Annotated in this window: 23 protein-coding genes and 1 pseudogene; 12 read left to right on the top strand and 12 right to left on the bottom strand. The window is 33.6% G+C overall.

Annotated features, from left to right (window positions below; translation table 11 throughout):
• From VLC96_RS03870 to VLC96_RS03820, 11 genes are all read left to right on the top strand, one after another.
• On the top strand, positions 1 to 615 hold a 615-nt coding region (locus tag VLC96_RS03870; RefSeq protein WP_325260737.1), incomplete at its 5' end, for a sulfatase/phosphatase domain-containing protein.
• A 416-nt stretch (positions 616 to 1,031) separates the two neighbouring features.
• Positions 1,032 to 2,939 (top strand): arylsulfatase, encoded by a 1,908-nt coding sequence (locus VLC96_RS03865; protein WP_325260736.1) that lies wholly within the window; start codon positions 1,032 to 1,034, stop codon positions 2,937 to 2,939.
• A 634-nt stretch (positions 2,940 to 3,573) separates the two neighbouring features.
• Positions 3,574 to 4,641 carry a sterol desaturase family protein gene (locus tag VLC96_RS03860; protein WP_325260735.1) on the top strand — a complete coding sequence of 356 codons (1,068 nt, stop codon included), beginning with the start codon at positions 3,574 to 3,576 and terminating at the stop codon, positions 4,639 to 4,641.
• A complete protein-coding gene (locus VLC96_RS03855; protein ID WP_325260734.1) occupies positions 4,598 to 5,344 on the top strand; it encodes a thioredoxin domain-containing protein in 747 nt (248 codons plus the stop codon). The genes VLC96_RS03860 and VLC96_RS03855 overlap by 44 nt, the downstream gene beginning before the upstream one ends.
• A gap of 448 nt (positions 5,345 to 5,792) precedes the next feature.
• Positions 5,793 to 6,872 (top strand): formylglycine-generating enzyme family protein, encoded by a 1,080-nt coding sequence (locus VLC96_RS03850; RefSeq protein ID WP_325260733.1) that lies wholly within the window; start codon positions 5,793 to 5,795, stop codon positions 6,870 to 6,872.
• 24 nt (positions 6,873 to 6,896) lie between these two features.
• On the top strand, positions 6,897 to 8,159 hold the full coding sequence (locus VLC96_RS03845; protein ID WP_325260732.1) for a YeiH family protein: 1,263 nt from the start codon (positions 6,897 to 6,899) through the stop codon (positions 8,157 to 8,159).
• A 48-nt stretch (positions 8,160 to 8,207) separates the two neighbouring features.
• Positions 8,208 to 9,032, top strand: coding sequence for a serine O-acetyltransferase EpsC (gene epsC / locus VLC96_RS03840; protein ID WP_325260731.1), 825 nt, complete (start codon positions 8,208 to 8,210; stop codon positions 9,030 to 9,032).
• Positions 9,033 to 9,098: 66 nt separating this feature from the next.
• Complete coding sequence (gene cysK / locus VLC96_RS03835) at positions 9,099 to 10,019, top strand: cysteine synthase A (RefSeq protein ID WP_325260730.1); 921 nt, start codon at positions 9,099 to 9,101, stop codon at positions 10,017 to 10,019.
• Positions 10,020 to 10,125: 106 nt separating this feature from the next.
• Positions 10,126 to 11,043 carry a family 2A encapsulin nanocompartment shell protein gene (locus tag VLC96_RS03830; protein WP_325260729.1) on the top strand — a complete coding sequence of 306 codons (918 nt, stop codon included), beginning with the start codon at positions 10,126 to 10,128 and terminating at the stop codon, positions 11,041 to 11,043.
• Positions 11,027 to 13,066, top strand: a complete 2,040-nt coding sequence (locus VLC96_RS03825) for a family 2A encapsulin nanocompartment cargo protein cysteine desulfurase (RefSeq protein ID WP_325260728.1) — start codon at positions 11,027 to 11,029, stop codon at positions 13,064 to 13,066. Before VLC96_RS03830 ends, VLC96_RS03825 begins: the two co-directional genes overlap by 17 nt.
• 256 nt (positions 13,067 to 13,322) lie before the next feature.
• Positions 13,323 to 14,153 (top strand): leucine-rich repeat domain-containing protein, encoded by an 831-nt coding sequence (locus VLC96_RS03820; RefSeq protein WP_325260727.1) that lies wholly within the window; start codon positions 13,323 to 13,325, stop codon positions 14,151 to 14,153.
• 98 nt (positions 14,154 to 14,251) lie between these two features.
• On the opposite strand, the gene VLC96_RS03815 is transcribed toward VLC96_RS03820, so the two are convergent.
• Positions 14,252 to 15,424, bottom strand: coding sequence for an acyltransferase family protein (locus tag VLC96_RS03815; protein ID WP_325260726.1), 1,173 nt, complete (start codon positions 15,422 to 15,424; stop codon positions 14,252 to 14,254).
• Between the two features lie 132 nt (positions 15,425 to 15,556).
• Positions 15,557 to 16,315, bottom strand: coding sequence for a LytTR family DNA-binding domain-containing protein (locus tag VLC96_RS03810; RefSeq protein WP_325260725.1), 759 nt, complete (start codon positions 16,313 to 16,315; stop codon positions 15,557 to 15,559).
• Positions 16,316 to 16,733: 418 nt separating this feature from the next.
• Between VLC96_RS03810 and VLC96_RS03805 the strand changes: the two genes are divergently transcribed.
• A complete protein-coding gene (locus VLC96_RS03805; RefSeq protein WP_325260724.1) occupies positions 16,734 to 17,039 on the top strand; it encodes a hypothetical protein in 306 nt (101 codons plus the stop codon).
• A gap of 101 nt (positions 17,040 to 17,140) precedes the next feature.
• Here VLC96_RS03805 and VLC96_RS03800 read toward each other — a convergent pair whose 3' ends face one another.
• The 10 genes and pseudogenes from VLC96_RS03800 to VLC96_RS03755 all read right to left on the bottom strand — a co-directional run.
• Positions 17,141 to 17,293, bottom strand: a complete 153-nt coding sequence (locus tag VLC96_RS03800) for a lmo0937 family membrane protein (RefSeq protein WP_325260723.1) — start codon at positions 17,291 to 17,293, stop codon at positions 17,141 to 17,143.
• 46 nt (positions 17,294 to 17,339) lie between these two features.
• The gene (locus VLC96_RS03795) at positions 17,340 to 17,801 is read right to left on the bottom strand and encodes a sll1863 family stress response protein (protein ID WP_325260722.1); all 462 of its coding nucleotides are present in this window, start codon (positions 17,799 to 17,801) and stop codon (positions 17,340 to 17,342) included.
• A 42-nt stretch (positions 17,802 to 17,843) separates the two neighbouring features.
• Positions 17,844 to 18,023, bottom strand: a complete 180-nt coding sequence (locus tag VLC96_RS03790) for a hypothetical protein (RefSeq protein WP_325260721.1) — start codon at positions 18,021 to 18,023, stop codon at positions 17,844 to 17,846.
• A 101-nt stretch (positions 18,024 to 18,124) separates the two neighbouring features.
• Positions 18,125 to 18,931: an MlaD family protein gene (locus VLC96_RS03785; protein WP_325260720.1), complete on the bottom strand. Its 807-nt coding sequence runs from the start codon at positions 18,929 to 18,931 to the stop codon at positions 18,125 to 18,127.
• 17 nt (positions 18,932 to 18,948) lie between these two features.
• Positions 18,949 to 19,683 carry an ABC transporter ATP-binding protein gene (locus tag VLC96_RS03780; protein ID WP_325260719.1) on the bottom strand — a complete coding sequence of 245 codons (735 nt, stop codon included), beginning with the start codon at positions 19,681 to 19,683 and terminating at the stop codon, positions 18,949 to 18,951.
• Between the two features lie 3 nt (positions 19,684 to 19,686).
• On the bottom strand, positions 19,687 to 20,445 hold the full coding sequence (locus tag VLC96_RS03775; protein WP_325260718.1) for an MlaE family ABC transporter permease: 759 nt from the start codon (positions 20,443 to 20,445) through the stop codon (positions 19,687 to 19,689).
• A 225-nt stretch (positions 20,446 to 20,670) separates the two neighbouring features.
• A complete protein-coding gene (locus VLC96_RS03770; protein WP_325260717.1) occupies positions 20,671 to 21,141 on the bottom strand; it encodes a Dps family protein in 471 nt (156 codons plus the stop codon).
• 334 nt (positions 21,142 to 21,475) lie between these two features.
• Positions 21,476 to 23,875 carry a glycosyltransferase gene (locus VLC96_RS03765; protein ID WP_325260716.1) on the bottom strand — a complete coding sequence of 800 codons (2,400 nt, stop codon included), beginning with the start codon at positions 23,873 to 23,875 and terminating at the stop codon, positions 21,476 to 21,478.
• Positions 23,876 to 23,880: 5 nt separating this feature from the next.
• Positions 23,881 to 24,915: a glycoside hydrolase family 130 protein gene (locus tag VLC96_RS03760; protein ID WP_325260715.1), complete on the bottom strand. Its 1,035-nt coding sequence runs from the start codon at positions 24,913 to 24,915 to the stop codon at positions 23,881 to 23,883.
• Positions 24,916 to 25,300: 385 nt separating this feature from the next.
• Positions 25,301 to 25,483: pseudogene (locus tag VLC96_RS03755) on the bottom strand (hypothetical protein); the annotation flags it as partial.

Raw genomic sequence — 25,483 nt, 5'->3', positions numbered from 1 at the left:
CATTCCGAAGGAGGAACACGCAATCCTTTGATTGTTTTTTATCCAAAATTAATTAAAGACAAAGGCGGAATCAGAAACCAATACAGCCACGTAACGGATATTCTTCCTACGACATTGGAAATTGCCGGAATCAAAGCTCCTGCAAAAATTAAGGAAATCAAACAAGATATTATTCAAGGATCGTCCTTATATGCTTCGTTAAATAATGCTAAAGCCGAATCATTACACAAAGTGCAGTACTACTACATTTTTGGTAACAGAGCCATTTACAAAGATGGTTGGAAAGCGGCAGCAGCTCATGCAAATCCATTTACCGCGCAAATTTCTGGAGGTAAAAAACAAGCGCCAGAATCAAACAATTTTGATACCGATGTTTGGGAATTGTACAATCTTAACGAAGACTTTAACGAGCGTGTGAATTTAGCAAGCAAGTACCCTGAAAAATTAGAGGAACTTAAAAAATTGTTCGATGAGCAAGCCAAAGAAAACAACGTTTATCCGCTAATTGATTGGTCGGATGTTTTAGGCCGAAAAATTCACAATCCTACAGGGGATAAAAATCAAAACCTTCAGGAATTGATTCATAAAGCAACTCAGGCAGGATCAACCAATTAATTTTAATCTGGGATTCAGGTCTTTTTATTAGAACTTAAAAGGCCTGATTCTTTTGATCTGAGTCCGATTATTGATTTTTTGGAGCAGAATGATTTAGCATTTTTTAGGAGGCATAAGTCCCGCTTTCCGTTACAATCTTTTATGCTGAACCCCAGCATAAAAGGATTTTCACTTCAATCGGGGCTAAGAGAAGAGATTTGGCTTTTTTGCCATCATCTCAAAAAGGAAAATTTTAAAACGGATTACACAATTGACCACGAATGCTAAACATTAAACTTATTCATGAGGATTTTTGGATTTTTTTTAAAACCAAAAAAAATCTGCGAAATCTGCGAAATCTGCGTGAAAAAAAATCAACACAATTCCAATTGTAGAGATTTTAATAATCGAATTTAGGTTTTTAATCAAAAATAAAAATGAAAAAATTTATATACAACAGTGACATCAAATACCAAAAATTATGGTTTTTGACAGCGGTTTTGTTCGTAGCCCAATTTGGCTCTGCGCAAAATCAGCCCGACCCCAATTACAAAGGGGTTATCGGCAAGACATTGGCAGAGTCCAAAGAATATTGGCCTGAGCCAATAGCACCGCCAAAAGGTTCTCCAAATGTGGTTTGGATTATTCTGGACGATGTTGGATTTGGAGCTTCCAGTGCTTTTGGAGGTTTAATTCAAACTCCTGTTTTAGAGAGTCTAGCCAACAATGGATTGAGGTACACAAATTTTCATACTACAGCAATATGTGCTCCCACACGTTCTGCCTTGCTGACTGGAAGTAACTCTCATAAAGTCCATGTTGGTGGATTCTCACACACTATAATGTCTGCTGGGTTTCCAGGTTGGGACGGAAGACTGCCATCAAAAAATGGAACAATTGCCGAGATTTTGCGTGACAAAGGATATAATACTTTTGGCGTGGGCAAATATGGAATTACTCCAGACGAGGACGCAACAGATGCCGGCCCTTTCGACAGATGGCCAACAGGAAAAGGTTTCGAACATTTCTTTGGATTCCTGGGTTCGGCAACCGATCAATACAAACCCGATTTGATAGAAGATCAAGCCCATGTAACTCCAGATGGAAGACACCTTAGCGAGCAAATCACAGACAAGGCAATCAGCTATATTACCAAACAGCAAAAAGCGGCACCTGGAAAGCCATTCTTCTTGTATTATTCTCCGGCGGCGGTTCATGCGCCTCATCAGGTAGCTACAAAATGGAGCGCTGCCTATAAAGGAAAATTCGACGATGGTTGGGACGCGTACCGCGAAAAAACATTGGCCAACCAAATAAAATTAGGTGTTGTTCCTGCCAATGCTCAATTACCAGAACGCAATTCGCTTATTGCCGATTGGAAAAAATTAACGCCAGACCAAAAGAAAGTCTATGCTAGATTTATGGAAGTTTATGCAGGTTATTTAACCTATACCGATTATGAAATTGGAAGATTGGTTAACTATCTGAAAGAATCTAATCAATTAGACAATACAGTTGTTTTTGTTTTAATAGGTGATAACGGAGCTAGTAAAGAAGGAACTTTACAAGGCGCTATCGACAGACAGACGTACGTAGCTGGAGTAACAGATGAGCAGGTATTCCAAAATAATTTAAACCGAATTGGCGAAATTGGAACACCAGAAACCTATACCAATTATCCTTTGGGCTGGGCGCAGGCGACTAATACTCCATTCAAATATTGGAAACAAGACGCTAATTCAGAAGGAGGAACGCACAATCCGTTGATCGTTTATTATCCAAAAGAAATTAAAGAAAAAGGCGGAATCAGAACTCAATACAGCCACGTAATTGATATTTTGCCTACCACTCTTGATATTTTGAAAATTAAAGCACCAGAATCCATCAGAGGAATTAAACAGGATACGATTCAAGGATATTCATTTTACAATTCTTTGAATGATGCCAAAGTTGTGTCGAATCATAAAATTCAGCACTATTATATTTTTGGCGCGAGGTCTATTTATAACGATGGTTGGAAAGCGGCCGCGGCACATCATCCAAACTCAATTGAGGCAAAAGAGGCTTTGGCTGATAAATCAAAAGCAAATCTTTTGAATGCTGATTTTGACAAAGATGTTTGGGAATTGTACAACATCAACGAAGATTTCAACGAAAGAAAAGATTTGGCCAAAAAGTATCCTGAAAAACTAGCAGAACTGAAAAAACTGTTTGATGAACAGGCCAAGAAAAATAACCTGTATCCATTAATAGACTGGTCGGATGTTTATTTAAGAAGAATTCACAAAACTCCCGCTACAGAAGGAAAATCTGCTCAGGAATTATTGACCAAAGCAAATAAGTAAAACATTTCAGAGCTATTGAACTTGAATTTAATAGTTCTGAAATTCAAAAAGAATAGTTAGTAAACGAATATTCTAAATCGTTGCAAAATGAAATCAATTTGGACGTTTATTTATCTTATACCCTTATCCCTCTTAATGAGTGCGTTTTTTATAATTCGCTTTTTAAAGGACGTTGTAAAGAAGTTAATTGCAGCTAATAATTTTTATAGACAGCAATAGTTTTATTTTAATCATATATTAAATTTATAACAAAATTATACTAATTTTATAGAGTTAATGTATTTTAAAATTTTATTGAATTCTATTGCATTGTAAACCGAGCTATGGATCTATCTATTTTGAAAAATCCGCTGGTAAAAATGAATCACAATTCATAATACAGAGCAAAGAAAAAGTTCTCAGGAATTAATTAAAATATTACAAAAAAGTGCAGGAAATAATTAAAAAAAACCAAGTTCAGTCTTTTTAATAATGACTTTAAAGAGCTGAATTTTTAAAAAAATAATATTATGAAACTTATAGATTTTCAAATAATAGGAAAAAAAATTATCGTTGGGTTACTAGTATTCTTTATCCCATTGATCATTTTAGTTGGAGGACTAACATTAATTAATCAACTTTTAAAATAGAAATCATGGCATTAGATCAAAATTTAAAAAGAAAGCTGACAAGAGACATAGGTATAAGTCTCTTCATTTACAGCTTGCCAGTTTTGGCAATTTACCTTTATTTTCAACTAAACAATGGGCATGTATCAGAATCACATCTTACACTTCCACCATTTTTAGAATTTGTTCAACCAGTATTCAAAAACATAAGAAGCTGGGGATTAATTGCATTAGCAATTGGTTTAGGAATTGTTGAATTTGCCGCAGGTTTATACGATGAGCAGTGGACAGGGCATGAACGCAAAGTGGATTTAATTTGTTTTTTAGCGCCAAAATTACTTTTACCACCAGTGGTTGCTTTTTTTAGCCTAACAGCTTTACCATATTTAATTCCAGATTTGGCTAATGTTCTTTCTTGGGTTCCATTTTGGGGAGGCTTTTTCTTAATTGCAATAGCTGATGATTTAACGCAATATTGGTACCACCGTTTGCATCACCAAGTGCCGTTTTTATGGCGTTTTCACAGGACACATCATTCAGCTCCATATATGGGAATGGCGATGGCTTCGAGACAAAATTTTCTATACACTATCTTCTTTTCTCAAATTTATTTAACCGCTACGTTAACCTATTTAGGATTAGGAGTGCCTGCTTTATTTGTTTTGGTAATCAAAAGCTTCATCACTCTGGGAGCACATTCGAGTCTTGCTTGGGACAAACCGTTTTACAAATACAGAATATTACATCCAATTGCTTGGGTTTTGGAACGCCTTATTTCTACTCCGGCTACGCATCACGCGCATCATGCCGATACTAGCGGGGACGGCGTCGGATATTTTAAAGGTAACTTCGGAAACATGTTTTTCATATGGGACGTGATTTTCGGAACCGGATTAATTACTCGCAAATTCCCAAAATCATACGGAACAAAATCGTATAAAAGCGAAGAATGGTATGCACAGTTTTTGTGGCCAATATTCAAATCCAAAAAAGAAGGAAGTCCTTTAGCCGAAGGCGTTCTAGCTATTCCAATTTCAAAAAAAGATCAAAATGTTTCACCTAATCAAAATATCTATGAGTCAGTTCAATCCTAAAGTTATCAAAAACAGTTTTTTAGCAATTGTTTTTTTATTGTCAGCTGTTGGTTTTTCTCAAAATCAAGATGCACCTACATTGCCTATTGAATCTTTTTATTCAAAAATTAAAGAGCAACCAAAAGCACAAATAATCGATGCCCGTGGGCCGGAAGAGTTTGCAATCAATCATGTTAATGGAGCGGTTAATTTCAATTTGGAAACCAAGAATTACCAACAATCCGTGGCGCAATTAGATAAATCAAAGCCAGTGTTTATTTATTCGATTGGTGCAGGAAGAAGCGCTCAATTGGCAAAAGAATTATTAAAAAATGGTTTTTCTGATGTAAATGTTTTGCAAGGTGGGATTGCAGCATGGATAGGAAGCGGAAAGCCATATTATGCCAATTCAAAAAGCAAATTATCTTTAGCCGAATACAATAAGATCATTGCTGATAACAACACAGTTTTAGTTGATATCGGATCTCGTTATTGTGGTGCCTGTAAAAAAGTAAAACCAGTTTTAGAAACAATTAGAACAGACTATGGCAACAATTTGAAAATTGTAGAAATAGATCTTGAAGATAATCCTCAAATAATAGCGGACTTAAAAACTGTAAAGGTTTTTCCAACTTTGATCTTGTATAAAAAAGGCAAAATTGCTTTCAAAAAAGATGGATTGGGTGATTTGAAAAAAGATGTTGATGTAGCTTTAGCGCATTAAAGTGACATAATAGAAAATCTTTTAAAGATTAATTTATTTCAAAAATTTGACAAAATTCTTCAAAATGAACTTCATGAGAATTTGTTAAATTTTTGTCATTTTTACATGTCTTTATTATTTGTCTACAAAAACTTACATTTTTTCTTAAATTCCAATTACATTTAACTATCAGGGAAACAATGTGTTATATGGTTTTGAAATTTGATAAGTTTTTTTTTAACACGAAAAAAAATAATTAATGATTTGGAAGTTTATAATTTTAATATATCTTTGTTCTATCGGGTTAGTAGGGATTTGCTTTTGTAAATAATAATAAAAGGGAAAGCAATTTATAAAGGTGTCTTTACTAAGAGTTAAGTTTTGATTAACAGTGTGTTAGTTTTAATCGTAATAAAAAATTAATAGAATAAATTTCCAGAATATTTTAAGGCCTTAGATTATAAATATCATGAAAATAAAAAAATATACCAAGATAGTAGTCATTGTAATGTCAAGTTTATTTTCTGCTTTTGGGCAGGGAAGTAAAGCGGTAGCGGTAGCGGAAAATTGTCAGGCGATGTGTAAAGCTAACACTTCTAAAAAAGCCTTGTTGATGCATTCTATTGAAAAAAGCGACAAGGTAAATCCAAATTCTTCAACCGCAGAAATGGTTTGGGTAGAAGGCGGTACATTTAATATGGGAACCGATGATTATCCAGATGCAAGACCTATTCATAAAGTAACCGTAAAAGGATATTGGATTGATGAACATGAAGTGACAAACGCCCAATTTGCGGCTTTTGTAAAAGCTACAAACTATGTGACGATTGCCGAACGACCTCTTAATCCAGCCGATTATCCAGGAGTTCCATTGGATAAATTGGTGCCCGGATCTGCTGTATTCGTTGCACCTAAAGAACAAGTAGCATTAGATAATATACAACAATGGTGGCAATATGTGCCTGGTGCCAATTGGCAACATCCCACAGGACCGGAAAGTAGTATCGTTGGACTCGAAAATAATCCAGTGGTACAAATCAGTTATTTAGATGCTAAAGCTTATGCAGATTGGGCTGGTAAACGGCTTCCAACTGAAGCGGAATGGGAGTATGCAGCCAGAGCAGGACGACCAAGTACGAAATATTATTGGGGTTCTGAGTTGAAGCCAAATGGTAAATGGGCGGCTAATATTTATCAAGGAACTTTTCCAAATAACAATACCGGTGAAGATGGTTTTGTAGGAGCTGCACCAGTCAAATCATTTCCAGGTAATCCGTTGGGAATTTATGATTTGGAGGGGAATGTTTGGGAATGGTGTAGTGATTTGTATCGTGATGATTATTATAACAGTACTGTTTCTGATAATCCAAAAGGACCTGCTACAAGCAATGATCCCGAAGAGCCAGGAGTTGAAAAACATGTGCAAAGAGGTGGCTCGTATTTGTGTAGTGATCAATATTGTATTCGATATGTTGCAGGAAGCCGTGGTAAAGGTGAAACGACCAGTGCTTGTAATCACTTAGGTTTTAGATGTGTTAAGGATAAATAAGAAATTTACAATTTAGATTAAAAGATGTCACTAAAAACAAAACAATTTAACATTCATGAAGATTGGACAGTAGTAATTCTGGGCTTCTTGATAATTGCGATTTCAATTTTTATTTACTTGCCTTTGGTGCCTGTATTCAAATGGTCAAATAGTACTGATTTACAAAATGATGTTTTCAGTATTGAAAATATAAAAGTTCTTTTTTTACAGTTTATTTACTTTTTAGGTTTTGGTATTACGGGTGTTTTTTTGGTGGGGAAATCTATTAAAAATTTTTTAAAAGGTTTCCCTTTTGTTTATGGATTAACAGTTTTAGCATTAATTATTGCTGGAAATACAACCATTAAAGGACTCAACCTAGAAGCGGTAATCTTCAGTCTGATTATAGGTTTATCAGTTGGCAATTTTTTTAAACTTCCAGAATGGTTTCGAGCTTCTTTGTCCGCTGAATTTTTCGTAAAAATTGGATTGGTTTTATTGGGAACAAGCGTCATTTTTTCAGATATATTAAAAGCAGGTTCTCTGGGATTAATTCAGGCTTTGGTTGTGGTTTTGTCCGTTTGGTATTTTGCGTTTTGGGTGTGCAAAAAACTAAAAGTTGATGAAGAGTTAGCATTGATGATTTCAAGTGCAGTTTCTATCTGCGGGGTTTCAGCAGCTATTGCAACAGCTGGAGCGATCAAAGGAGATTCTAAAAAATTATCTTACGTGATTTCGATGGTTTTGGTAACAGCCATTCCAATGATGATTTTTATGCCCATTATTGCTAAATATTTTGGTTTTCAGGAAGCTGTAACTGGTGCTTGGTTAGGAGGCAGCATTGATACTTCGGGAGCTGTTGTGGCCTCGGGTTCATTGGTTGGAGAAACTGCTTTAAAAATTAGTACGATTGTAAAATTCTCTCAAAATGTATTGTTAGGAATTGCTGCTTTTGCTATTTCAGTTTATTGGACTTATGCCCAAAATAAATCTGCCGATGTGGTGGCTTCAAAACCAACATTAGGAGTGATTTGGGAACGTTTTCCAAAGTTTGTTATCGGTTTCATTGGTGCATCTTTGATTTTTTCGTTCCTGATTTCAACTGAAGTAAGAGATGGGGTAAAAGAGAGTCTAAAAAACCTGCAAGGAATTTGGTTTGCTTTGGCTTTTACCAGTATAGGTTTGGAAACCAACTTCAAAGATTTATTCAGCAACAATAGTAAAAAACCTTTATACGCTTTCTTAACAGCCCAGCTTTTTAATGTCATAATCACGTTAATAATTGCCTTTTTATTATTTAGTAAATAATTAGAATTAGACACAATCTTATTTTTTTAAAATAAACAAATATCATTTATGAAGTCTTTTTATAAGGAAATTGCAGTTCAACATCAAAGTTTATTAATTCTTCCAAAGAAAAAATTAATACATCATTTTATTGATGAATTGTTTTCTGTCTTGTTTTCAAATACTTCAAAATCTTTTGGTGATGTGTCTATTATCGAAAATAAATTTTCTGAATTAGAGATACTATTTAATGAGCTAGTGTTGGATTTTGCACCGGAAAATGATAAGAGTCAGCAACAAACCAAAACTTTTTTTGAGGTTTTGCCAAGCCTATATCAAAAAGCTTTGAATGATGCCAAAACGATTCTTGCAAAAGATCCTGCAGCTAAATCATTGGAAGAGGTTTTATATGCCTATCCTGGTTTTTTTGCAATTGCTATTTATCGTTTTTCACATCAAATCTGGAAACAGGATTTAGGACTTTTAGCCCGAACAATTTCAGAATATGCACATAGCAAAACGAGTATTGAAATTCATCCCGGAGCTCAGATTGGAAATGATTTTGCTATCGATCACGGAACAGGAATTGTAATTGGAGAAACAGCAATTATTGGTAATAATGTTCAGATATATCAGGGAGTAACACTGGGTGCTTTGAGTGTGAAAAAGGGAGAGGCTTTTATCAAAAGACATCCAACGATTGAAAATAACGTAATTATTTATGCTAATAGCACTATTCTCGGCGGACAAACAACAGTTGGAAGGGATTCAATTATCGGAGGAAATGTTTGGCTTACGTATTCGATTCCGTCCAATTCAGTGGTCTATCATAAAAATGAAATAAAGATCAAAGACAATAATCCTTTTCCTGAACCTATTTTTTACTCCATTTAGAATATCAAATAAAATCGACATTGGCTGGAACATTTTTGACCAAAAAATAAAACTAAGTTCACAAATATGAAATATCAAAATATTCTGGAAACGATTGGAAATACACCACACGTTCGATTGAATAAACTGTTTAAAACTCATGAAGTCTGGATTAAATTAGAAAGAGCAAATCCAGGTTCCAGTATCAAAGACCGAATTGCTCTGGCAATGATTGAAGACGCGGAACAAAAAGGAATTTTAAATCCTGACTCTGTAATTATAGAGCCAACTTCCGGAAACACAGGAATTGGGCTAGCGTTGGTAGCTGCTGTAAAAGGATACAAAGTGATTTTGGTTATGCCCGAATCAATGAGCGTTGAAAGACGAAAAATAATGAATGCCTATGGTGCCGAATTTATTTTGACTCCAAGAGAAAAAGGAACTGCAGGCGCTGTTGAAAAAGCCAATGAATTAGCTGCTTTGACGCCTAATTCGTTTTTACCTTCTCAATTTAACAACCCAGCAAACGTAGCCGTTCACGAGAGAACAACTGCTCTGGAAATTTTAAATGATTTTCCCGATGGAATTGATTATTTGATAACTGGAGTTGGAACCGGAGGACACATTACAGGAGTTTCAAGAATTTTGAAATTACACTTCCCTAAATTAAAAACAATTGCAGTAGAACCCGCTTTATCACCTGTTTTAAGTGGTGGCTTGGCGGCTCCACATCCAATTCAGGGAATTGGTGCCGGTTTTGTTCCCGAAGTTTTTAATAGAGAATTCATCGACGAAATTATTACTGTTGAAAAAGGAGATGCTTTTGCTTTTTCAAAAAAATTAACCAAAACAGAAGGCATTTTTTCTGGTATTTCGACGGGAGCAGCTTTGGCTGCCGTTTCCAAAAAACTGGAGACAATACCTAAAGACGCTGTAATTCTAACTTTCAACTATGATACAGGAGAAAGATACTTATCCGTCGATGATTTGTTTGATACGGCTTTATAATAGTCTCAATATTTAGAGTTGTTTGTAATGTATGTAATCAAAATCAAGGCGCTTTTTTAAATAGAATTTTATAACCACTTAATATTAACACCTAAAAAAACAAAAAATGGCAGAAGTAAAAAAACAGCAGACTGCGTTGGGAGACGTAGCAGCAAGACAATTAGCAATTGCAACGCGTTCAGTACCTACAATGGCAACAAGCCCAAGATGGCTTACACACCTTTTACATTGGGTTCCTGTAGAATCTGGAGTTTATCGTTTGAATAAAGTAAAAGATTCCAATCACATTGAGGTAGATTGTTCAGCGAGAGACGAAAGAACGTTGCCTAACACATTTGTGGATTATATTGAAAATCCAAGAGAATATAATTTGGCAGCTGTTCAAACAATTGTTGATGTTCATACCCGTGTATCTGATTTGTACAGTAAACCATATAATCAAATTTCTGAGCAATTGCGTTTGGCAATCGAAACGATAAAAGAGCGTCAGGAAAGCGAGTTGATCAACAACAAAGAATATGGTTTATTAAATAGTGTTGCACCTTCTCAAGTTATAAAAACAAGAACTGGCGCACCAACTCCAGATGATTTAGATGAATTATTAACGAAAGTTTGGAAAGAACCTGGATTTTTCTTGTTGCACCCATTAGCTATTGCTGCATTTGGTCGTGAGTGTACACGTCGTGGTGTACCACCTCCAACAACTTCTTTGTTTGGATCTCAATTTTTGACTTGGAGAGGAATTCCGCTAATTCCTTCTGATAAATTGCCAATTGAAAATGGTAAATCTAAAATCCTTTTGATCCGTACAGGAGAAAGCCGTCAAGGAGTAATCGGGTTAATTCAACCAGGTTTGCAAGGTGAACAATCACCAGGTTTGTCAGTACGTTTTATGGGAATAAATGAAAAAGCTATCGCTTCTTATTTGGTGTCACTTTATTGCTCATTAGCTGTTACAGTAGATGATGCCATTGCTGTATTAGAAGATGTAGAAATAGGTAAGTATCATGAGTACAAATATTAATTCAACAGGATTACCAAACGTTGATGACTTGCAAAAGTTAGCCAATGAGTTGTTTAGTGCATTGCCTAATGAATTTCCAAAAGAAATTTCTTTGAGCCCAAATGCTAGTGAACATCCTCGCGCTACCAAAATTGCAGAAACCTTGCTTGCAGCTGGAAATTTAGGCGGAGTCGAAACGGTATTTCCTGTTAGCAACCATGATACTTTGTTGGGACAAACTGCTATTGCACCGTTGGCAACTCCAGCTGTTTCGACAACTCCTGTTGGATCTTTACAAACACCACCATCATTCGGTGGTTTTGGACTGTCTCCATCGGTTGCTCAATATGGTAAATCACCTGATTTTGCAGGATATTCGAATGCTTTTTCTGATCCGGCTATCGAAAATATTTCGCAATTGAGTGATCCTAATTTTGACGTAAAAAATGGATTTGCTTCAACTCCTGTTTCAGGGAATGGTACATCTAATTCTCCAATTCAAAATGGAAATAATGTCAATATTGGTAATCCTCAGACAGGTTTTAATGATGTGAATCTGAAAAATGGCGGAAACAATTCGTCTTCGGCTTTAAATCAAAATTATTTGCCTTTCGAAACCGAGCATTCTTCTTTTGAATTAGAATTAAAAGCGGCTTTGGAGGCTCTTAATGCAAGTTTTGGAATTCCTAATTTGGTTACAACGCCAGCGATTATTGATAAACCGAATTCGTATTATTTTTTAAATGAAAATCCTTTTGGGTATGATTCTAAAAAAACAGACGTTCCTCTGGTAAACCATAACGAATTTGCAGGTTTTTCAGGTACAACTTTCGATGCACATCTTATTAAGAAAGATTTTCCGATTTTAAGTGAAATTGTAAATGGAAAACCATTGATTTGGTTTGATAATGCAGCAACAACTCAAAAGCCACAATCTGTAATTGATCGCGTTAGTTATTTTTACGAACACGAAAATTCCAACATTCATCGCGCGGCACATGAATTAGCCGCTAGAGCTTCGGATGCATATGAAGCGGCCCGCGAAAAAGTGAGAGTATTTTTGAACGCTAAATCCGTTAACGAAATAGTTTTTGTTCGTGGTGCTACTGAGGGAATCAATTTGGTTGCCGAAAGTTGGGGAAATCATAACTTGGTTGCGGGCGACGAAATTGTCGTAAGTAATTTAGAACATCACGCCAACATCGTTCCGTGGAAACGTCTGGCAGATAAAAAAGGCTTGAAATTAAGAGTGATTCCAGTTGATGATGACGGACAAATCCTGTTGGAAGAATACGGGAAATTATTAAATGCAAAAACAAAGCTGGTAGCCTTTACTCAAGTTTCAAATGCGTTAGGAACAGTAACTCCAGCCAAAGAAATGGTAGAAATGGCTCATGCCGCAGGTGCCAAAGTACTTTTAGATGGAGCACAATCTGTTTCGCATATGAAAGTAGATGTCCAGTATTTGAATGCGGATTGGTTGGTTTTCTCCGGGCATAAATTATTTGGGCCAACTGGAATTGGAGCTGTTTATGGCAAAGAAGATTTGCTTAATGAAATGGAACCGTATCAATCAGGTGGAAATATGATTCAGGATGTGACTTTTGACGAAATAAAGTACCACAAAGCACCGAATCGTTTTGAAGCAGGAACTGGTAACATCGCCGATGCGATTGGTCTTGGAGCTGCGATTGATTATGTTTCGAGAATCGGGATAGAAGCAATTGGTCACTATGAACATTATCTTTTGGAATACGCAACGAATTTATTAAAACAAATTCCAGGTGTTCGATTAATTGGTACAGCAGCCAATAAAGCGAGTGTGCTTTCTTTTAATTTACAAGGTTTTACCAATGATGAAGTAGGACAAGCATTGAACAAAGAGGGGATTGCCGTAAGAACTGGACACCATTGTGCACAACCAATTTTGAGAAGAATGGGAGTAGAGACTTCGGTTCGTCCTTCTTTGGCATTTTATAATACAACTCAGGATGTTGATGTTTTTATAGAAACATTATGGCGATTAAAGTCAGGTAAAAAATGAAGAAATTGAATTTTAAAATCACTTTCTAAAAGCAATTGATCAGAAAACACTCATTATCATTATCACGATAGTAAGTGCATTAGTTTATTATACTTGATTTTTTTTTTAATAAGTGCAACTAGTTCATTATGAATGGTTGCACTTTTTTGTAAGATATTTTTTTGCTAAAATTATTTTTAAACTTATTTGTCGATTTTTTTTGTTTGTTAGCGAAGTTTTTAATTATTTTTGACAAACAAATTTCAGATAAAAACAAATGCTTAATAAAATTGCCCCCACGATTTTAGTTATATTCTTTTCGTTATCTCTTTCTGCTGCCATTTCAAAAGCAGAAAAGGACGTCCTAATTAAATTAAATCAAGTTACAGGAGGAAGTAAATGGACCAATAAATGGGACCTTTCTCAGCCAATGAATAAGTGGTATGGTGTAAAAGTTGTCGATGATAAAGTCGTTTCGATAAACTTAAAAAATAATAATTTGACAGGTCGTATTCCTGTTGAAATTACCACTTTGCTGAATTTGCAGGAATTAAATTTAAGCACCAATTTATTAAATGGTGAAATTCCGCTCAATATTGGAAACTTGAAAGCTTTGCAAATCTTAGATCTTTCGTTCAATAGATTAACAGGTTTTATTCCAGTTTCGATATGTACGCTTCCTAATTTGCAGGCATTGGTTTTAGACCGTAATATTTTATCGGGCGAATTACCACAACAAATCGGGAAATTAACAATGCTTGAGAATTTATCTTTGTATGAAAATTCTTTTCAAGGTGCGTTGCCAGCTTCTTTTTATGAATTAAAATCATTAAAGTCGCTTTCGCTTTATACCAATAGATTTACCGGAAAGCTAAGTCCTGCCATTGGAAATTTACAATTATTAGAAAATCTCAATCTTTTTGATAACGATTTCAAAGGCCAAGTGCCAATAGAGTTAGAAAAATTAACTCATTTAAAAAAAATGAACATATCCTATAATTTATTTTCAGGTCAGGTGTCAAATAAATTGTCACTGTTAGATAAGCTGAATATGACCATGAGAAACGAAGTAGGAAATGTAATTTCTTTGCCAGTAATAAAAGGATAATTTTATTACCGAGCAAAGAAATCAAGATGATTGTTTGTTTTATTACATTTAGTTAGAAATACCCTGTACTTCATACTTACAGGGTTTTTCGTTTATAGTTAGTTTGTTTTTGAAATAAAACAAGTCGATTGGTAATATAACGTAGCCTTACTTTTTTTATTATGTAAACCAAAAAGAGGTCGGATCAAGGACCATCTCCTAATTAGGAATTCATAAATTATCAAAGAGAAAACAAATGTCCCGATGCACATTATCGTAAATTTATAGAATGAATTCCATTGTAAATTCATTAAAAAATAACCTATAATTATTGTTATTGTTTGATGTAAAATGTAAAATGGATATACGGCTTCGTTACAATAAGTGAGTACTTTATTGGGTTTGTTAAGGTATTTTGATGCATAGCCAAATAATGTCAAGATCCAGGACCAAAATGAAAAAACTTTGATCAAAGCTTCGGTAAAATGTCTGATGTAACCGTCATCAAAAGCAGTGATTGTAAATATAAGAAGGCTAAAACCAATGATGCCACATTTTAAATAATTGGCTTTATGCTCCTGCACAGTTTTCCAAAAAATATCTTTCACGGAGATTAATAAAAATCCATAAAAGAATAATGTACAGCTGTTGATGATAACAAACCAGTCGCCAATTAGAGCATGGGTTTCTTTGAAAAACGGCTCGATAAATGACTCAATCAAGTACAGAGGAATTATAAACCAATATAAGCCCCATTTAGAGGTACATATTTGTGCTGTTTTTCGTAGAATGATATGATTTGGATTGTTTCTTAAAAATATAAAAACAGGAATCAATACTAACGAAAACAATAACAGATATGGAATAAACCATAAATGATGCCAGCTAATATTGCCTTCTGGATAGGTTCCAATGAATGCTTGCGAAGGCCAAAAGTCCAAATAACTGCCGCTAATTTTTCCTTTTGATAACTTTTCAAGATACACTTGCGGAGGAACGATAACTAGCATTCCAAAAATTAATGGCAGCAATAATTTTTTGATTCTTTCCAATGCAAATTGGATAGCGGTTCTTTTGGAAAGGGCATACGAGGTTCCCATTCCAGAGATTACAAAAAGTATTGGCAGACGCCATTGGTTTAAAAACAACATGGGATATTTGACCCATTCGTAAGTAATGTTGTTTTTGATGTGCCACCCCCAATCTGGAGCCACAAAAAACATCCCCACATGATAAAAAATAAGCAATAAAAATACTATTACTCGAAGCCAGTCTAAATCGTATCTACGCATAATATAAAGTTTTATGCAAATGTGTAGGTAAAAAAATAACGACGCAAATTCTTGTTTTGGAGGACAAGTTTATGTGACGAAAAGCTCGATTGTGGGATATATGTCAATATTTTGTGATCAATAACAAAGCATTTATTGCTGTGTTGTTGCCTGCCCAAACGACTGAATAAAATTCCTGGAGACGGGTACTGTATCCTGACAGTCTTTTAATTGTACTTTGTATCCTTGTGCATTTCCAGTCACTTTTTTGATATAATTTATATTTAATAGAATAGACCGATGCGTTTTTATCACAAATGGCAGAATACTAAGTTGCATTTCCAGATTCTTGATTGGGATGCGTTTGATTAATTTGGTGATAGTATCGTCTTTTTTTAGAAATATTTCGCAATAGTTTCCTTCTGCTTTGGCATAGATAAAATGGTGGCTCTCAAAAACGAATTTTTCTGATTTTACTTCGGTTTCGATAGTAATTAATGTATTCGTTTGGTCTTTCTTTATCTCGTTAATGGTAGATGATATATGGTCTGCCTTTTGATTATTTTTTAACTGTTGACGATTTAAATTTATAGAAATAATAATTGGAGCGAGAAAAAGTCCTGCAATAAAAGTGTTGCAGACTTCTTCGGTTAAATACCTCCACGACCAGTTATTTGGATTGTCATAAATGATATCGCGTATAAAAAACTGTGCTATTCCGGTAAATAGAATTAAGAAAAAAACCAGTATACATTCATTTTTGATTTTCCAGTCTTCTGTCGTTATGGGGAATAATTTGCATATTAATGCAATACACAATAGTATTGCGATTGGTGTTGACGAATGTAGAACTGAAATCCAAAAAAAGGGCATTTTTTGCTCTTGTGGATTCACGTCAAATGGCTGTAGCATGAAATTGAAGAAAAATGCAATCAAAAACCACACGATTATTATCTGAAACAGTTTTTTACCTTCAAAATAAAAGGGGTAGGGCTGCTGTAGAAAATTTCGAATAAATGTGCTGTTGATCATTTTGGCAAGTCTTTATTTCTTTTAACCAACACAGATTGGTTGAAACGAAATTAATATTTATTTTTTGTGAATAATTGAAACAGCAAAATTATTTTTGAAATTGACTATAAATGAGGGTCTTATGGTTGTCTGGTTACCTTATTGTTATTTTAACAATAGTAATATGTTATAAATTTGATAATTTATGGCGTGTTATTTTGTCACTTTCTTTTTATTTGGTAATTTTAATGAGAATTCAACTAAAATAGGTTGAAAGTAGACAAAAATTATTAAGCCACATTTTAAATATAAAATCGTTATGGTAGTACAGTATCAAGGACAGAAAGACGGAATTTCTACAACATTTACTCTAAGAATTATCGGGAATAATTTATCAAAAAGTAGTTCTAATTATCAGATAGATTTATTGCAAGGTGATAACCCATTGCCAATTTTTACTAGCTTGATTCATCAAAGTTTATCAAATTGCTTAAAAGAGATTTATCTATTCAGAAAATATAATCATATCAAATTTGATGCTGATTCTGAAAAAGTTGCGCCAAAATTAGTGCCTTATGATTTGGTTCTATATAACTATAATAAGCACGCGTTGTTTGCGGCTTAATTTTTTTTAAAAATAAAACATATAAAAAAAGACTGTTCAGTAGAGCAGTCTTTTTAGTTTAATCTGATTTTCACAAATTAAAGTATAATTAGTTAGTTGTTTTAAACGTTTCTTCCTTGGATAAGTCTTAATAAGACTGCGATAATTGCTAATACAAGAAGTATGTGTATAATAGATCCAGCACTATAGGCAAAAAATCCGATTGCCCAAAAAATGATTAAAATAACCGCTATTGTATAAAGTAAATTGCTCATGATTTCTAGTTTTTTAATGATTATTAATTAATTAATTTATTTATATTTATTTTTTGTTGTCTACTGTAATATCTTTTAATGCATGTCCTAATTCGTCCATATCATGGTTGAATTCTCTTTTGAAAGATTCCCAATCAGCATTTGCATCATTTTTATAGTTTGCTATTTTTTCTTTAAGTACTTGATTTCTGGCGCTCAAAGTGTCAATCTTTTTATTGTACTCGATTCCTGCTTTTTTTCCGCTTTTCTTAATTTCTTCTTTTAATTCAGCAATTTTCAGGTTATTTTTTTCGATGGCAACGTTCATGTCATTTTTGAAACTTTCCCATTCTTCTTTATTGGCTTGTTTTTTTGCTTCTGCTAAATCTTCTCTTGCATCCTTTACATCTTCTTTAGCTTCTTGAAGGTTCTCTTGGGCTGCTTCTTCTTTTGGCGAAGGTTTGCAACTTGTAACTGTTGTTGCAATAGTAAACAGTGCAACGACTGGAATAAAGATTATTTTTTTCATTTTTAAATTATTTATAGTTTATAATAAAGTGTAGTAAAATCATCATTGTACTTTTACAGAACAGCCTTGAACTTTATGATAATATTCCTGCTTTACATGATTTCTCAATGCATTATAACCTAATGTATTTTCACGATATTTAACAACACTATTTTGAACAGAGGTTTCGTTTTGATTACTTTTAAGAACTTCGTTATTCACTTTTTTAATTGTATTTACCATTATTAATAATTTTATTTAGACATTCAAGACATTACAAAGTTGTTTTTTTTTAAGAAATAAAGCCTTACACAACTTTTATCATAAATTATATGATTTCCATATTATTTTTTTTGAATAGAATCGGTTTTCTTTTGTGAATCTTCTTTCTTTTTCTCCTCTTTCTTTTCGTCTTTCTTTTCCTCTTTCTCCTCCTTCTTTTTCTCTTCTTTTTTTAGCTGTTCTTCTTTCTTTTTGGCCTCCTCTTTTTCTTTTTTATTAAAATAACCTCTGAATAAAAAATTATGTTTTGCTGCCTCCATGTTTTCGCTGAGTCCTTTTGTTCCATTTTGAAGATTGGTCATTGTGACATCTAGTTTTTCGGCGAATGCTCTGTCGTTCATTAATTTAAAAAGAGTTCCTTTTCCGTTGTTCATGTTATAGGTGAATTGCGCCAATTGTGATGTAATAATTTCTGCATTGTCGACACTTGCTTTTACACTTTTCATTAGCTCATCCATTTCTATTGGGTTCGTAGATTGAATATATGCATTGTCTTTGATTACTTCATTTGAAGAAGTCCCTGGCGTAATAGTTACTACCTTGTCACCCACCAAACCATCTGAACTGATGCTGGTTCGGGCATCTTTTTTAATGTATTTTTGAACTTCTTTTTCGAGTACCATAGCAACAATTACGGTCGTATCATTTTCTATTTCAATTTCGCTTACGGTACCAACTGTTATTCCGGAGAAGCGAACATTGTTCCCAACTTTTAGACCGCTAACTGTTTTGAATTTCGATTTCAACTGGAAGTTTTCTCCAAATAGATTTTGTTGCTTTCCAATAAAATAAATAGTTAGAATGAACAATAGCAATCCTCCTATTACAAACATTCCTAATTTCCAATTTGATTCAGTATCTTTATTCATGATTCTAAGTTTTTATATTAAACGAAAAAAGAACGCACCCATTCGTCATCACTTTTTTCCAATTCGTCGTACGTTCCTTCGGCAATGATTTCACCTTCTTTTAAAATTAAAATTCTATTTGCTGTGATTTTTGCACAAGGCATATCGTGAGTAATTATTATAGAGCTCGTTTTGTATTTTTGCTGCACACTCACTATCAATTCACTAATTTCTCGTGATGTAATAGTGTCTAAACCGGCTGTTGGTTCATCATATAAAATAATTTCCGGCTTAATAATAATCGCACGTGCCAATGCAATTCTTTTTAGCATTCCGCCTGATAATTCGGCCGGCATTTTGTCTATCGAATCTTTAAGGCCAACATTATCTAAGGCTTCGATAATTTCTTTTTCAATCGCTTCGTCAGACAAATTGCGGGTGTGATGTTTTAGGGTAAATTTCAAATTTTGTCTGATTGACATAGAGTCATACAAAGCTCCATTTTGAAACATAAAACCGATTTTCACCCTTTGGCTGTTGAGTTCATCGTATTTCAGGTTTGTGATTTCTTGTCCCGAAATTTTAATACTTCCCTGATCGGGTACAACAAGTCCTACTACACATTTTATAGTAACTGATTTTCCTGAACCAGAACGACCAAGAATGACCAAATTTTCTCCTTTGTTAAGTGTAAGATTGATGCCTTTTAGAACAGCATTTTTTCCAAAAGACTTATGTAAATTGTTGATTGCTATGATTGGTTGCGCTTCCATATTTTAGAAAAATAAATCAGTTATTTGAACAGCCAACATATCAAGTATAAAGACAGAAAGCGAAGCCAAAACCACTGCTTCATTTGCAGCAACTCCCACACTTGCGGTTCCATTTGAAGCATTAAAACCTTTGTAGCTACCAATAACTCCGATAAAAAAACCGAAGAAAAATGTTTTGATTGTGGCAGGTATCACATCAAGAAATTCGACATGTTCTATCATATCTGAAAAATAGCGATACAGACTAATGCTTCCGTGGATATTGTAGCCAATGTAACCCCCAAATATCCCGATGCAATCTGCATAAAATACTAAAATAGGCAACATAAAAGTGGTTGCTAATATTCGGGTAACCACTAAATATTTATAAGGATTTATTGCCGCAACTTCCATGGCGTCAATTTGTTCTGTTACTTTCATAGAACCTAACTCGGCACCAATTCCAGATGCTATTTTTCCAGCACATATTAAAGCGGTGATTACTGGAGCAATTTCTCTAATCAACGACAAAGAAACCATACTTGGCAACCAGGATTCGGCTCCAAATTTTATTAAAGTTGGCCGCGATTGAATTGTCAAAACCAATCCCATTATAAATCCTGTAATTGTGATTAATGGCATTGTTTTGTATCCAATGGCATAACACTGTCTCAGGAATTCCCTTAATTGGAAAACCGGTTTAAAAACTTCTTTAAAAAACCTAAGTGTGAATAAAGAAATATTGCCGACTTCTTCAAAAATATTTTTTAGGTATGTTGTCAAAATGGTAAAGTTTTGTAATAATTAATTAATGTTTAAGTATTGATATTGCATATAATTCCACAATAAAAGTAATTACTAACTATCTGAAAATGATTATATAACTTTTTATATAATTTGCATTATTCACACCTTGATTTTGCTGTTACTATTACAATTAGAAATAAAAAATGGCTATCTCAAAAAAGATAGCCATCAAAAAACAAAAACTTAATACTAACCAAATAATTACGCTAAATATCTTCTCAAAATCCAGGCGATTGTCTCGTGCTGTTGTAAAATCTGAGTGAGTAAATCTGCAGTACCGGCATCGTCATTTTCGTCTGCGATGTCAATATCTTTTCTCAACTCTGCTATTACAGTTTCGTGATCGCCAAGTAATTCTGTAATCATGGCTTTTTGAACAGGATAAGTATTAGGATTTTCTTTAATTCTCGTCAGGTTTGAGAATTCCTCCATTGTTCCAATGGCTTTTCCTCCTAATTTTCCAATACGCTCTGCAACCAAGTCTATAATTTCTTCTAATTCGTTATATTGTTCTTCGAATAATTTGTGTAATTCCATGAAACTTTGTCCAGAAACATTCCAGTGGAACTTTCTTGTTTTTACATACAACGCCATTTCATCTGATAAAACCACAGAAAGCAAATCGTATTGTTTCTTCAAATTATCCTTAGTAATTCCAATGTTTGGTTCCATAATTTTTCTTTTAATAATTGAATACCAATGTCGTCAGTTAGGACCTAAAATTCATTTCTAGGTGATTATCTTCTTCTCTTGACTTAACAACATTGATTGATTTGAATTAAAATTATTAAACACATAGAACAGATTATTTTGAAAGTGAAAATTGACTTTTAAAAAAAAAATATTCAGCATTTTATGTTTTCTATTCTTTGAATCTGTTTCTATGTGTTTAATGTTATTGATTTAATTTTATTACAAATCATTTTATTTCTACAGCAAAATTGCTAAAATCTCTCTTTTAAATCTTTATATAACTTTTGATAAAAATTATATAATTTCAAGTTGTTTAAGCTCTAATTTGTGATGGATAAGGTGTATTGATGTTTAAAGGCACCACCACTTTACTTTTTCTTGAAATAATAGCCGGTTGAGATTCTTTTCTAGCTTTAGCTTTTTGTCTCAAGTGTTTTTCAATTGTAAGTCTTGCCATCAAATAACTCACTGTAGATTCCGCTCCCTGGTTTAAGTTAACGCTGGTTTCTTCCAATCCGTCATAACATCCGCCGGTACATGGATTATATATTATTTCGTTAAGATGATTGTTTCCTAGGAACCAATCGAATGCAATTTGCATTTTTTTGTAGTATTGTGGCTCTTTGAAAACATTGTAAAATTTACTTAACGCTAAAATGGTATAAGCAACATCTATTGGTTGTTCTCCACCAACTTTTTTATCATCGATTTCTTCACCTCTGTTAAGCCAGCCTTTGTTCGAAATTACTTTTACTCTGCCATTTTTATAAATTTTTGACAATAAGAAATCAAAAGTTGTATGTGCAATTTCTTTGTAAGTTCTGTTTCCAGTGCTTACATAAGCACACAACATAGCTTCTGGCAAAGTACTGTTGGCGTAAGTCAAATAACCTTCGAACCATTGCCAGTCTTCGGATGCTTCGTGTTTGTACATTTGAACCAATTTGTCTGCGAAATGCACAAGCAATGCAGTATTTTCAGCCGATTTATTTTTTAGGTTACTATAATAAATTCCTTTTATAATAAATGCCATCGCTCTTGTCGAATTGATGTAGCGAACATTAGCCAACGCATTTTGCATTAATAATATAGCATCTTCTCTTAAGTCAGCAGGCAAAATATCTGATTTTGAGATCAAAAATCCTAAAGCCCAAATTCCTCTACCGTTTGCATCTTCTAGATTTTCGCTGTTTTGCTCAGTAAACTTTTTGTTTTTGTCTACATAGTTTAAGAATTTACCGTTTGGTTGGAAACAGAATTTTATAAACTCAAAATATTTTCTAATGTATTCCAAATCCGATTTATTCTTGTTCAATTTGTAATGTTGACACATTGCTACCAAAGCACGCGCGTTATCATCCAAAGTGTAACCAGTTGCTAAATCCGGTTGATTGATTTTGGAAAATTGAATCATTGCAAAATCAGTTGTCATATTTTTGAAATGATTAAAATTGACTTCTGGAATTTTATAATACAAAGGCATTTTTCTAATAGCTGTTTTTTCAAACAAATTGGCGTGCGCTATAGCTGAGTTTTCCCAGGCAGTTGGCGCTATTTTATGTAATCCGTTAAGACCAATTTTTCTTCTCAATTTTTCGTTGCCTAATAAAAGAATTACTTTTTCGGCAAGTTGTTGTGGGTTTTCAAACTCCACAATATAACCAGTTTTGTTTTTCAAAACCTCAATAGCATGTGGAATAGGAGTGGAGATTATTGGACAACCACAGCTTAAAGCATACGAAAAAGTACCGCTTACAGCCTGGTTTCTATCTTTGGATGTGAATAAATAAATGTCAGTCAATTGTAGGTATTCCAACAAAGCATCCAATTTCAAGTATTGATCCACGAATCTTACATTGTTTTCAAGGTGCAATTCTTTGATTTTCTCTTTAAGGAAATCACGGTATTTTTCACCTTCATGTTTTACAATTCCAGGATGGGTTTTTCCAATGATCATAAACATTACACTTGGTTGTTCTTTTATGATTGTTGGTAGCGCATCGAGAGTAGTTTCGATAGATTTTCCTGAACCTAATAATCCAAAAGTTGAAATCACTTTTCGACCCAATAAATTATATTTTTCTTTTAGAACTTCTTTGTTTGAATGTTCTACTAAGTGTGTTCCGTGAGGGATAACTGAAATTTTATTTTTCAAAACTTTGTAATCGTCTTTCAATAATTTAGCAGAATTTTTAGTCATTACGATAAAGGCATCGGCAATTTTATTAATGTCTTGTACATGTTTTTTTAAATTTTCGTCTGGGCGAGGTAAAACAGTGTGACAAACCACAATTATTGGTTTATTGATTGCTCTTAAAAATGAAAGAAAATCATCTTCATTTCCTCTGAATAAACCAAATTCATGCTGAATCAAAACTATTTCGATAGCCTTATTTTTGTTTACATTTTCGGCTAACTGTACATACGAATCAGGATTGTCTGTTTCCAATACGGTATAGATATCTTCGTTGTAAGTATGCTTTTCATTTTGTAATTCTAAAGCTGCTATTTTTATATCAAAAGATTTCTTGTATTTATTGTTTAATGCTAATATCAAATCTTCGGAATAAGTTGCAATCCCGCATTCCCTTGGAGGAAATGTGGTTAAGAATAAAATTTGAGGCAATTTAGTGTCCTTTTTTTGCAAGTCTAAAATATTGTTAGACCCAATTTTAAAATCTTTCGGTGTAGAATATAAGTGAATACTTTTCATGGCGTTTATTTTTTATATAACATTAATTCTTTTAACAATTCTGATAAACTTACAGAGGCACATGCAATCCTTTCATCAGCAGCGCCATAATAGATATATAAAATATCATCAAAAACTACTGCCCCTGTTGGGAAACACACATTGTTTACATCGCCTTTTAATTCCCATATTTCTTCCGGAACAAATAATGGGTAAGGTAATCTGGCAATTTCGATTTGGGGGTTATCGATATCAAACAGCGCCGCGCACGCTGAATAAATATAATTTTTTACCGAAACATGAACTCCATGATAAATAATCAGCCAACCCGCTTCTGTTTCTATTGGTGGGCAACCGCCTCCAATGTAACTCATCTCATGTTCAAGCGTTGGCGAAAAAAGAACGTTGTTGTTGAAATTCAATAAATACTTTTTCCAGAATTCTTCTGTCAATTCTTCTAATGACTCGACTCCAGTCACTATTTGTATTTCAGGTTTAATGCGGTGCAGAAAACAAAATTTCCCATTTATTTTCCTCGGAAAAAAGATAACATCCTTATCCCACAGCATTATTTTTGTTCCTTGTTTCTCAATAATATTATTATGCTGATTGTAGCGATAATATTTTTCATCAAGTAAATCGGTCGAATCAGCTAATTCATCAAATTCCTCATATTCCAATTGAGGAACTATAACACCAACTTTCTTGAAATTGACCAAATCCTCCGAAGTTGCCAAAGCTCCCAATGCATTTATACCATCATAAGCTGTATAGGTTAGGTAGTATAAATCTTCAATTTTTACTATTCTTGGGTCTTCCATTCCGTGGCTTTCATAATCTAATTCGGGAAAAAGCAATGGCGTTTTCATCCGTTCTTCAATTTCTAATGGCCCCATCAATCTGCAATATCCTATACTCGAATAATTGCTTTTACTTACTGCCCTATAAAACATATGGACAAAATTTCCTTCACGTATGGTAGCTGGATTTAATACTCCTTCATTTTCAAAATTCAGGTTCGTTTGTTGAAGTATAACTCCGTGTTTTTTAACTTTTATCATCGTTTTTAAGTTCAAATTTTGTCTCTTTTAAACAATTATAAAGGTCAAATTAAAGGGCAGGTTTTGGGTTATATTACTTTAAAAAAAAGTTATAATATTCACACTTAATACAATAAAGTCGTTTTTAAATAACATTATATGTAAATGCCGTAGATAAATACAATTATGAATTGATTTTCAATTTACAAATAAAAATTTAACATATAAAACTTAAAGTGTTAATAATTAATTAATTATAGTGTCTTCTTTGGTTAGAAATAAGCAGTTTTTGGGATTTTGTTTTTATTAAGAGTAAATAAATTTTTAATATAAGATTATAAAAAAAACTCCAGGTGAGCTGGAGCTTTAAAGTAAGAGGAAAGATAGTTATGTGATTCTTCAAATTTTATAGAAGAAGAATTAATAATAATACGATAATGATTATGGCTCCAATTGAAAGGTATACGCCATGTCCTGTTGCTTTTAAATTTGCTTTGATTGTTTTAACTTCTTCACGAAGTTCTTTTTTTTCTGCACGAGTCAAATTGGATTTATCCATTTTCTTTATTTCTTCAAGCCTATTAAGCAT

The sequence above is a fragment of the Flavobacterium sp. genome (assembly GCF_035456085.1).
In the GTDB taxonomy this organism is placed as follows: domain Bacteria; phylum Bacteroidota; class Bacteroidia; order Flavobacteriales; family Flavobacteriaceae; genus Flavobacterium.
This window is presented reverse-complemented; position numbering and strand designations above follow the sequence as displayed.